We start from the raw sequence: 11994 nt of genomic DNA on the forward strand, positions 1-11994 counted from the left end.
GCCGCGCCGCGGCGGCGCCGCGCGGACCAGGGCTGTTCCCGCGGGGCCGCGCCCAGCGAATCGGCATCGCGGCGGGACGCGCGCAGCACAGAGGTGTTTCGTCGGCGCTTCACCAAGGTAACGCAGAGCTCGTCCGCCGTCGCTGTGCGCTCCCGTCGTGACCGCTTTGGCCCTGAGGCGAGGCCGCGGCGCGAGCCGCCGAGCGGCTTCCCTCGTGTGACGAGAACGTTTATCACAGTTCCTCATTCATTGAGCCGTTCCCCCGGGAACGAAGCAATCCGGCGGCATCCCCGCTGTTCAGTCGCGCACGGAGAAGATCGGATGAAGCGTTCCATTCGCGGTCTCACGCTCTCGCTGGCGCTCTTCGCAGGCCCGCTCGCGCACGCGCAGCCCGGCGAGCGGCCCGACGTCAACGCGTACCTGCTCGCGCCGAAGGCGGCGATCGCTCCGGCAGATCCGCGCGCCGCGGCCGCCGCGCGCGCCGGCGGGATCGTCACGGCCATCGACGAGCAGCGCGGCGTCCCGAGCTTCCTCTGGGCCGCGCAGGGGGGCGCGCCCGCCGTCGCCGCGGGCGTCAGGCCAGAGGCCGCCGCCCGGCTCCACCTGAGCCGGTTCGCGGGGGCCTACGGCCTGTCCAGGGCCGCGCTGGAGACGGCGCGGGTGGTCCACGTCCACGACCTCGGCCAGGGGCCCGTCATCGTCACGCTGCGCCAGCGCGTCGACGGCGCCGACGTGTTCCAGACCGACGTGAAGGTGCTCATGCGCCAGAACCTCGAGCTCGTCGCCATCTCCGGCAACCTCCACCCGGCGGCCGTGCCCGCGAAGGCGAGCTCGATCCGCCGCGCGTTCCGCCTCGCGCCGGCAGAGGCGCTCGCCGCCGCGCTCGAGGACCTCTACGGGATCCACCCCGGGCCGGGCGGCGTCGTCGACACCCAGCGCCGCACCGGCGATTACCACGCCCTCGACCTCGCGCCGACGAGCGCGCTCCGGGCCGCGAACCTCCACCTGGTCGAGCCGGCCCGCGTGAAGAAGGTCCAGTTCCCCATGCCGGACCGGCTGGTGCCGGCGTACTTCGTCGAGTTCATCTCGGGAAAGGTCAAGTCCGTCTCCTCGGACGCCTACGACTACGTGATCGCGGCCGACGACGGCCGCGTCCTCTACCGCCGCAACCTGATCGAGAACGACGCGTTCAACTACCGCGTCTGGGCCGAGACCACCGGGAACGGCCGGCCCCTCGATGGCCCCCAGGCCGACTTCGTGCCGCACCCGACCGGCGCGCCGGACGGGTCGCAGCCGGCGTTCATCCCGGCGCAGCTCGTCTCGATGGAAGGGTTCAACAGGAGCCCGGACGGCGGGGTCGATCCGTGGCTGCCGCCGAGCGCCGTCCAGACCCGCGGCAACAACGTCGATGCGTACGCGGACCACAAGGACCCGGACGGCTACTCGAACGGGGACATCCGGGCGGTCACGACCTCGGCCAGGACGTTCGACCACGTCTACGACCCCTCGCTCGAGCCGCTGTCGAGCGAGGCGCAGACGATGGCCGCCGTGACCCAGCTCTTCTACGTGAACAACTGGCTGCACGACTGGTACTACGACTCCGGCTTCACCGAGGCCGCCGGCAACGCCCAGCAGGACAACATGGGCCGCGGCGGCCTCGGCGGCGACCCGATGCTCGCCGAGGCGCAGGACGGCGCCCTCACGACGGAGTCGCCGCGCAACAACGCGAACATGAACGCGATGTCCGACGGCGCCTCGCCGCGGATGCAGATGTACCTCTGGAACAGCCAGGATGTCCGGCGCTCGCTGACGATCGCGCCCGGCGGCGCCAGCCTGAACACCGCCACGGCGTCGTTCGGGCCCGGCAACTTCAACCTCACCGCCGACGTCGCGCTGGTCGACGACGGCACGGACCCGAACCCGGACGACGCGGTGGATGGAACGCGCGACGGGTGCGAGGCGCCGCTCTACAACGTCGCGGGCAAGATCCTGCTCGTGGACCGGGGCGGCTGCACCTTCAAGCAGAAGGCCGTGAACGCCGAGGCGGCGGGCGCGGTCGCCCTGCTCATCGCCAACAACGCGCCCGGCGCGCCCGCTCCGGCGCTGGGGAACGGCGCGCCCGAGGACGCCGTCGTGAGCATCCCGGTGCTCTCCACCTCGTTCGAGGAGGGGAGCAGCCTCAAGGCGGCGGTCCTCGAGGGGCCGGTCACGGCCTCGATGGAGCGCGTCCTCGGGCTCGTGCGCGACGGCACGATCGACAACACCGTCACCGCCCACGAGTGGGGGCACTTCATCCACCGGCGCCTGACCCAGTGCGGCACCACGCAGTGCAGCGCGCAGAGCGAGGGCTGGGGCGACTTCCTCGCCCTGCACATGGCGCTCCGCGACGGCGACGACCTCGGCGGCACCTTCGCTACCTCGATCTACGCGTCAGAAGAGAGCGGCGACAGCGGCTACTTCGGCGGCCGCCGGGCGCCGTACACGGTCGACTTCGCGAAGAACGGGCTCACGTTCAAGCACATCTCCGATGGCGTGGCGCTCCCGGAGCACCCGATGATCGAGGGCGGCGGGCCGAAGAACTCCGAGGTCCACAACGCCGGCGAGATCTGGGCGCTCATGCTGTTCGAGGCCTACGTCGGGCTGCTCACGCGCGAGGAGGACGGCAGCCGCCTCTACTCGCACGACGAGGCGCGGCGGCTCATGTCGGACCTCGTGGTGGCGGGGCTGAAGCTCGCGCCGACTGACGCGACGTACACCGAGCAGCGCGACGCCCTGCTCGCGGCGGCGTACGCGCGCAGCGAGGGCGACATGCTCGCGCTCGCGACCGGCTTCGCGCGGCGCGGGGCGGGGACGTGCGCCGAGTCCGCGCCGCGCAGCTCGGACGATCTCGTCGGCGTGGTCGAGGGCTTCGAGCTGACCCCGCGGGGCGCGGTCTCGCTGGGGCAGCCGAACGACGGGGTGCGCTCGTGCGACGAGGACGGCTTCCTCGACGCCGGCGAGCGCGGCACGGTGACGCTCGAGGTGCGGAACGCGGGCCCGGTGCCGCTCCGCGGCGCGGGGGCGACCCTCTCCTCGACGAACGAGCACGTGTCGTTCCCGGACGGGACCGCGGTCGTGTTGCCCGAGATCCCCCCGTACGGGGCGCGGACGGTCGAGATCCAGGTCGAGGTGGACGAGGCCGTGGCCGCGATCGAGACGCTGGAGCTCCGCGTGGAGGTCGCCGCCCCCAGGGCGTGCGAGACGGAGATCATCGGCGTCGCCGGGGCGCGCCTCAACATCGACGACGCGCCGGGCACGTCGGCCGTCGAGTCGGTCGAGAGCGAGGTGCCCGTGTGGGTGAAGAACGGCGAGGAGGCGGACTCCGTCTGGTCGCGCGAGAAGACCGACCTGACGAACCACGCGTGGCGCGGCATCGATTTCCCGAGCCTGTCCGACACGCAGCTCGTCTCGCCGCCGCTCACGGTCGGGGCGACCGAGCCGCTCGTGATCACCTTCAGCCACCGCTACTCGTTCGAGATCACGCCGGCGACCGACGCCGCGGCGGCGATCCACTGGGACGGCGGGCTCATCGAGATCACCGACGACGATGGCGCGACGTGGAAGGACGTCGCGACGTACGCCGACCCAGGGTACGGCGGGCCGATCGGCAACACGGTCGACGAGCCGTCGGTGAACCCGCTCGCCGGCCGCGAGGGCTTCGTCGGGGCCAACGAGGGCTGGCCGGCGCCGGAGCAGGTGACGCTGGACCTCGGCACGGCGTTCGCGGGGAAGACCGTGAAGGTCCGCTTCCGCATCGGCACCGACGCCTACGCGGGCGATTTCGGCTGGGAGATCGACGACATCGAGGTCCGCGGCATCACCAACGAGCCGTTCGGCGCGCTCGTCCCCGACGCGCCCGGGTGCGGTGAGCCGCCGGTGGGCGAGGGCGGCGCCGGCGGCGAGGGCGGCGGCGTCGGCGGCGAGGGCGGCGTCGTGGGCGGCGACGGCGGCACCGGCGGCGATGGCACCGGCGGCGACGGAGGGGCCGCTGGCGGCGAGGGCGGGGCTGGCGGCAGCGGCGGCGTCGACGCGCCGACCGACAACCCCGCGCCGTCCGGCGATGACGACGGCTGCGGGTGCGAGGTCGCCGGCGGCCCGGCGACGGCGCCGACGACCGCGGCGCCGCTCGCCGCGCTCCTCGCCATGGCGCTGATGGGCGCGCGGCGGCGGCGCCGCGGGGTCGCCTGATCGGCGGCCGAGGCGCTCAGCGCCGCGCGGGGTGAGAGCCGGGCGCGCCCGCGTCCGGCGGCTCCTCGCTCCATTCGACGGCGATCGAGTCCTCCTTCGCGCTCGCCGGGCCCGCCCACTCGGTCGTGACAGCGTCCACGCTCACGGGCGGCTCCTCGCTCCACTCGACGGCGATGGTGTCGGCGACGGTGGGGCTGCTCGCCGGGCTCGCGCGGACCGTGGTGGGCCCGGCCTCGTCGTCACGGCCGGCGGGCGACTCCTGCCCGTGCAGCGTGATCGCGTCCGGATCGATCGCGCGCGCGAACCGCGACGCGTACGGGGGCGGCTCCCTGCGCAGGAGGGCGCGCACGTCCTCGAGCATGTGGCGCGCGTCGGGGTAGCGCTGGTCGCGGTCGAACGCGAGCGCGCGGTCGACGACGAGGCACACGTCGCGCGGCGTGCTCGGCGCGCGCTGCGCGAGGGGCGGCGCCGGCTCCTTGCCCATCTTCAGCAGGAGATCGAAATCGGTGCTCGCCTCGTGCACGTGGCGGCCGGCGATCAGGCGGAACATCGTGGCGCCGATCGCGAACAGGTCGGCGCGCGCGTCGATGTCGCGGCCCTTCGCCTGCTCCGGCGGCATGTACGGCGTCGTGCCGAGCACGATGCCCATCCGCGTGAGCTCGCCCTGGAGGCTGGAGTCCTGGCGGATCCGCGCGAGCCCGAAATCGAGCACCTTGATGCGCGGGCCGACGCCGGGCAGGGGCGTGCTCTCCGGGTCCTCGCGGACGACGAACAGGTTGGCCGGCTTGATGTCGCGGTGGATGATCCCCTGCGCGTGCGCCGCGCCGAGGGTGTCGAGCACCTGCGCGGCGAAGCGGAGCACCTCGGCCAGCGGGATGCCGCCGAGGCGGCGCTCGCGCTCGGCGAGCGACTCGCCCTCGAGCATCTCCATGACGAGGAACGGCGCGCCGTCCTCGGCGACGTCGATGTCGCGGATCTCGACGGCGCCGGGGTGGCGGAACCGGTTCGCGGCCTGCGCCTCGCGCTCGAACCGGTCGCAGATCTCCTTCGACTTCGCCGCCTGCGGGTGCAGGATCTTGAGCGCGTCGCGGCGCCCGATCCGGTGGACGCCGACGTAGACGGCGGCCATGCCGCCCGCGCCGAGCAGCCGCTCCAGCGTCCACTTGTTGCGGATCGTGGTCCCCACGCGTCGTAAGGCCGTGTCGCTGGTCATGGGGTCCTTGCTGCGCCCATGGAAGCGGCGCCGCCGCACGCGGTCAACGAGCATGCGCGGGTACGGCAGAGCTCGAGCGCCGAGACGGTCGTCTGCTCGCGCGCCGCGACGGTCGTGTGGTCGCGCGCGGGTCGCGTCCAGCGTAGCACGCCGCCCTCGGTCTCCCGAGGACATCGCCCCGGCCCGCGCCGTCCCGGCGCTCTCCGCCTCCCGCTTCCTCCCCACGGCCGCGCCGGCTACCCTCGGTGGGATGTTTCACCCCGTCGTGGACCGGTGGTTCCGCGGTCGCTTCGGCGCCCCCGCGCCCGCGCAGGAGCGCGCCTGGCCGGTCATCGCGGCCGGCCGCGACGCCCTGATCAGCGCGCCCACCGGCGCCGGCAAGACGCTCGCGGCGTTCCTCTTCTGCCTCGACCGGCTCGTCCGCGACGCGGCGCGGGGCGCGCTCGAGGACCGGACGGACGTCCTCTACATCTCGCCGCTGAAGGCGCTCTCCCACGACGTCCACCGCAACCTGGAGCAGCCGATCGCGGAGATCTCCGCGGCCATGAGGGAGGCGGGCCTGCCCGCGCCCGGCATCCGCGCCGTCGTGCGGACGGGCGACAGCCCCGCGCAGGAGCGGCGCGCCATGGCGGCCCGGCCGCCGCACGTGCTCGTCACCACGCCGGAGTCGGCGTTCATCCTGCTCACGAGCGAGTCGGGGCGGCGCGCGCTCTCGGGCGTGCGCACGGTGATCCTCGACGAGGTCCACGCCATCGCCGGCGACAAGCGCGGCGCCCACCTCGCCCTCTCGCTCGAGCGGCTCGAGGACCTCGTGGTCAGCCGCGGCGGCGCCCGGCCGCAGCGCGTCGGCCTCAGCGCCACCGTCCGCCCGATCGAGATCGCCGCGCGCCTCGTCGCCGGCGCGCGCGAGCTGCCCGAGATCGTCGACGTCGGGCAGCGGCGGGACCTCGACCTCGCCGTCGAGGTGCCCCGCGACGAGCTCGGCGCCGTCTGCACGAACGAGCAGTGGGCCGAGATCTACGACCGCATCGCGGCGCTCGCGCAGGGGGCGCGGTCGACCCTGGTGTTCGTCAACACGCGCCGCCTCGTCGAGCGGGTCGCGCACGCGCTCGCCGAGCGGCTCGGCGAGGACGTCGTGGCGGCCCACCACGGCAGCCTCTCGCGGACCCGGCGGCTCTCGGCCGAGCGGCGGCTCAAGGCGGGGGAGCTGCGCGTCGTCGTCGCGACCGCGTCGCTCGAGCTCGGCATCGACGTGGGCGCGGTCGACCTCGCCTGCCTCGTGGGCTCGCCGCGGTCGATCAACGTCGCGCTCCAGCGCATCGGCCGCTCGGGTCACGCGCTCGCCGCGACGCCGCGCGGGCGGCTCTTCCCGCTCACGCGCGACCAGCTCGTCGAGTGCGCGGCGATCGTGCGCGCGGCGCGGCGCGGCGAGCTCGATCGGATGGCGTCGCGCGAGGGGCCGCTCGACGTGCTCGCGCAGCAGATCATCGCCGCGTGCGCGTGCGAGGAGCGGGATGAGGACGCGCTCTACGACCTCGTCCGCCGGGCCGCGCCATACGCCGATCTGTCGCGCCGCGAGTTCGACGCGGTCGTGGCGATGGTGTGCGGCGGCGCCGCGTCCGCCGCGGAGGAGGGCGCCTCCGCCGCGCGGGGCGCGCGGCAGCGGGCCGGCTCGCTCGTCTACCGCGACGCGATCGGCCGCCGCCTGCGCGGGCGGCGCGGCGCGCGGCTCGCGGCGCTCACCTCGGGCGGGGCGATCCCGGACATCGCGGCCGTGGACGTGGTGCTCCAGCCCGACGGCACCAAGGTCGGCACGCTCGACGAGGACTTCGCGATCGAGTCGTCCGCGGGCGACGTGTTCCTGCTGGGCAACACCTCGTGGCGCGTGCTCCGCCTGGAGGGCGGGCAGATGTGGGTCGAGGACGCCCACGGCGCCGCGCCCACCGTGCCGTTCTGGCTGGGGGAGGCGCCGGCGCGCACGCCGGAGCTCTCGGCCGAGGTCGCCGCGCTCCGGGCCGAGGTCGCCGCGCGGCTCGAGGAGGAGCGGGCCGAGGGCGCGCCGCGGGGCCAGGGCGGCGGCGAGGAGGCGCGCGCGGCGCGATCGATCGCGGCCCGGTGGCTGATGGAGGCGTGCGCGCTCGACGCGCGGGGCGCGCTGCTCGTGCGCGACTACATCGAGGCGGGGCGCGCGGCGCTCGGCGCGGTCCCCGGCGGCGCGACCGTCGTGGTCGAGCGCTTCTTCGACGAGGCCGGGGGGCAGCAGATCGTCGTGCACACGCCGCTCGGCGGCCGCGTGAACCGCGCGCTCGGGCTCGCGCTCCGCAAGCGCTTCTGCCGCTCGTTCGACTTCGAGCTCCAGGCGGCGGCGACCGACGACGGCGTGCTGCTCTCGCTCTCGGCGGAGCACGGGCTGCCGATCGAGGAGGTGCTCGAGCTCGTCCGCCCCGAGGGCCTCGAGGAGGTGCTCGTCCAGGCGGCGCTCCAGGGCCCGATGTTCCGCACGCGCTTCCGCTGGGCCGCGTCGCGCGCGCTCGCGCTGCTGCGCTTCCGGGGCGGGCGGCGGGTCCCGCCGGCGCTCCAGCGCATGCGCGCCGACGACCTCTTGCTCTCGATCTTCCCCGAGCAGCAGGGCTGCCAGGACAACCACGGGATCTTCGCGCACATCGACCCGCCGGACCACCCGCTCGTCCGCGAGGCGCTGCGCGACTGCCTCGTCGAGCTGATGGACGTCGAGGGCTTGCGGGCGCTGCTCGTCGGCCTGCGGAGCGGCGCGATCCGGGTCGTCGCGCTCGACACGCCGGAGCCGAGCGTCTTCTCGCACGAGATCCTGAACGCGAACCCCTACGCGTTCCTCGACGACGCCCCGCTGGAGGAGCGGCGCGCCCGCGCCGTCCGGGTGCGCCGTGGGCTCCCGGCGGAGGTCGCCGAGCGGCTGGGCGGGCTCGATCCGGAGGTCATCGCCGAGGTGGTCGCCGAGGCGCGGCCCGACGTGCGCGACGCGGACGAGCTGCACGAGCTGCTGCTCGACCGGGTGGCGCTCCCCGCGGACGAGGGGATCCGGAGCGGCTACGCGCGGCTCTTCGAGGCGCTCTGCGCGGCCGGGAGGGCGGCGGAGGCGCGCGCGTCGCTGGGCGCAGGCGGCGCGGGCGGCGGCTCGCCGCGCGCGCCGCGCTGGGTCGCGACGGAGCGGCGGCCGCTGGTCGAGGCGATCTGGCCGGAGGCCGTGTTCGCGCCCGACGTCGTCGTGCCGCCCGCGCTGCGCGCGGCCGATGGGGTCGATCGCGGCGCGGCCATCACGGCCCTCGTGCGCGGCTTCCTGAGCGCTGCGGGGCCGGTCTCGACCGGGGAGCTCGCCCGCCGGCTCGACGTGCCCGCGCACGAGGCGCTGTCCGCGCTCGCGCGGATCGAGCTCGCGGGCGGGGCGCTGCGCGGGCGCTTCCGGTCGACCGCGCCGGACGGGTCGGCGCGCGCCGGCGCGGGCGAGGCGGACGCGCCGGGCGCGCCAGGCGCGGGCGGCGCGCCGGGGGTATCGGGCGAGCTGGGCGATCTGTCGATCGAGTGGTGCGACCGCCGCCTCCTCGCCCGCATCCATCGCCGAACGGTCACGGGGCTGCGCAAGGCGATCGAGCCGGCGACCGCGGCGGAGCTCATCCGGTTCCTCCTTGCGTGGCAGGGCGTGCGGCCGGGCACCCAGGCGCGCGGGCCCGGGGGCCTCGGGCGCGTGATCGAGCAGCTCCAGGGCTTCGAGCTCGCCGCCGGGGCGTGGGAGCGGGAGGTGCTGCCCGCGCGCGTCGCCGGCTACGATGAGGGGCTGCTCGACGCGCTCTGCCTGTCCGGCGAGGTCGCGTGGGGCCGCGTGGTCCCGCGCGAGGCGGCGGCGCCCACGCGCGCGGCGCCGATCACGCTGGCGCTGCGCCGCGACCTGCCGTGGCTCCTCGCGCCGCGCGAGCCCGAGGGCGACCCGCCGCCGGCGTCGCTCTCCGAGCCGGCGCAGGGCGTGCTGTCGTTCCTGTCGCGCGCGGGCGCGTCGTTCTTCGACGACATCGTCGCGGGCGCGGGCCGCTCGCGCGCCGAGGTCGAGGAGGCGCTCTGGGAGCTCGTCGCGGCCGGCCTCGTGACCGGCGACGGCTTCGCGGCCCTGCGCTCGCTGCTCGGCGGCGGCGGGGGCGCGGCCGTGGCCCTGGGCGCCGGGCGGCTGCGGGGCGGCGGGCGCCGGGCGGGCCCGGTCGCGTCGGGCCGATGGTCGCTCCTCCGGGCGCGCCCGGAGGCGTCCGCGCCCCTCGCCGGCGGCGCCGGAGGCGAGGGGAACGACGGCCTCGACGTGGTCGAGGCGCTCGCGCACCAGTACCTCCGCCGCTATGGCGTCGTCTGCCGCGAGCTGCTCGCGCGCGAGCCGCGGCCGCCGGCGTGGCGCGATCTCCTCCGGGTCTATCGGCGGCTCGAGATGTCCGGGGAGCTGCGGGGCGGCCACCTCATCGCGGGCTTCGTCGGCGAGCACTTCGCGCTGCCCGAGGCGCTCGACGCGCTCCGCGCCGTCCGGCGCGAGCCGCCGTCGGGCGAGATCGTCCAGCTGTGCGCGTGCGATCCGCTGAACCTCGTCGGCATCGTGACGCCGGGGCCGCGCATTCCGGCGGTGCTCGGCAACGTGGTCATCTACCGGGACGGTGTGCCGCTCCTGCCGCTCGCCGCGGCGCCGGGCGAGCGGCCGCGCGCCGTGGCCGCCGTCTCCGGCGCGGCGATGTGACCCGCGCCGCGCCAGGCTTCCGCGGAGCGACGGAGTCTTCGCCTGGCTCCTGGCGTGATGACGACAGGGATCGATCGCGAGGCGGTGACGAGCGCGGCTGCGCGCGGCCGCGGCGGGGACGTGGCGTCGACTTCGCCCCTATACTCGCGCCATGCCTTCATCCCATCTCACCACGTATCGTCGCGACTCGGTCGCTCGTGTCCTCGCGATGCTCTCGGCCGTCGCGCTCGGCGCCGCCTGCTCTCCCGAGGAGACGAAGCACGGCGGTGATGACGCCGGGGTGGGAGGAGGCGGCGCCGGCGGGAGCGACGCCGGCGCCGGCGCCGGAGCGCCCCAGCGGGCTCGGTTCCAGTGGGCGGTCCAGATCGGCGAGAGCGGCGTCGACTCGGCCGTGAGCGTCACGGTGGATCCGGAGGGCAACCCGATCGTCATCGGGCGGTTCTCCGGCACCATCGATCTCGGCGGCGGCCCCCTCGTCGCGCAGGGGGGCTCCGCGTCGTACCTCGCGAAGTTCGATCGAGACGGCAAACACCTCTGGAGCAAGGCGTTTCCCCTGAACCTCTCCGGCGGCCAGCACATCGCGCACAACCGCCGCAACGGGCTCTACGTGGGAGGGAGCTACTCCGGGAACCTCGATTTCGGCGGCAGGCCGCTGCCCGAGCTCAACGGCGGCGTCGCGATCGCGATGCTCGACTCCGGGTCCGGCAAACACCTCTGGAGCATGGGGTTCGGCGATGAATACGAGAAAGACCTCAGCTACGTTGCCCTGGACACCGCGTCATCGCTCTTCGTCTCCGGCTCGATGCGGGGCACGGCCGACTTCGGCGGCGGACCGATCGGCGACACGCTCGTCGGCAACGGTTTTTACCTCACCAAGTGGGATGGAGGGGGTACGCACCTCTTCACGAAGTACATCGACGATGGCAGGGCCTCGCTCGCGGCCGGCGGGCTGGCCGTGAGCGCGCGGGGCAACGTCGTGATGGCGGGCACGTTCGAGCAGAGCTTCACCGTTGTCCCCGAAGACCGCGCCAAGATGCCCTTGGCCTCCAGGGGAGGGCGAGACATCTTCTTCGCAATGCTCAATCCGGACCGCACGCTACGGTGGCAGCAGGCGTTCGGAGACAGCCTTGACGATTCGGCCTCTCAGGTGGCGTTCGACGGGGAGGGCAACGTGCTTCTGGCCGGCACGTTCCAGGGGAGCGTCGACTTCGGCGGCGACCCGGTCGTCGCGGTCGGCACGAACCCGAACTTCTTCGTCGCCAAGTTCAACGTGTCGGGGGTTCAGCTCTACAGCCGGGGCTTCGGCGACTCCGACATGCAGGACGCCGCGTCGATCGCGGTCGATCCGGCGGGGAACGCGGTCATCACGGGGACCTTCCGCGGGAGCATCGATCTCGACGGCGCCGTCCTCTCGAGCCAGGGCACGGCCCCGGACGCGAACGGACACCTCGCCGGGGGCGATGTCTTCATCGCGAAGCTCGGGCCCGACGGCAAGCACCTCTGGAGCCTGCGCGCCGGCGATCCCGACATGCAGGAGGCCGGGGGCGTGGCCGTCGGCCCCGGAGGCGAGGTGTTCGCCGTCGGCTCGTTCCGCGGCGCCGTCGACTTCGGCGGCGGGCCCATGGTCACGCGCGGCGAGGCCGATGGCTACCTGGTCAAGCTCGGCCCGTGAGCGTCGGGCGTACATTGCGCCCCAGGGCTGATGCGTCAATATCGTCGTCCAACAACGCGCTCGGGGGGGCGTTCCTGGTAATCCGAGGCCACCAGCATGTGGACTGCCCGCCCCGCGCTTCGACATCCCCTCGCATCC

General features: G+C 74.8%; 4 protein-coding genes. 3 read left to right on the forward strand and 1 reads right to left on the reverse strand.

Annotated features, from left to right (window positions below; genetic code table 11):
* Positions 1–321: 321 nt before the first annotated feature.
* A complete protein-coding gene (locus WME96_RS14030; RefSeq protein WP_437290626.1) occupies positions 322–4227 on the forward strand; it encodes a M36 family metallopeptidase in 3906 nt (1301 codons plus the stop codon).
* Between the two features lie 16 nt (positions 4228–4243).
* Here WME96_RS14030 and WME96_RS14035 read toward each other — a convergent pair whose 3' ends face one another.
* Positions 4244–5440, reverse strand: coding sequence for a serine/threonine-protein kinase (locus WME96_RS14035; RefSeq protein WP_437290627.1), 1197 nt, complete (start codon positions 5438–5440; stop codon positions 4244–4246).
* A 250-nt stretch (positions 5441–5690) separates the two neighbouring features.
* On the opposite strand from WME96_RS14035, the gene WME96_RS14040 reads away from it, so the two are divergent.
* Complete coding sequence (locus WME96_RS14040) at positions 5691–10184, forward strand: DEAD/DEAH box helicase (RefSeq protein ID WP_437290628.1); 4494 nt, start codon at positions 5691–5693, stop codon at positions 10182–10184.
* A 151-nt stretch (positions 10185–10335) separates the two neighbouring features.
* Entirely contained in the window at positions 10336–11856 is a 1521-nt protein-coding gene (locus WME96_RS14045; protein WP_437290629.1) for a hypothetical protein, read from the forward strand.
* The last annotated feature ends 138 nt before the right edge of the window (positions 11857–11994 follow it).

It is taken from the genome of Sorangium sp. So ce406, assembly GCF_051474675.1.
GTDB lineage: Bacteria > Myxococcota_A > Polyangia > Polyangiales > Polyangiaceae > Sorangium > Sorangium cellulosum_G.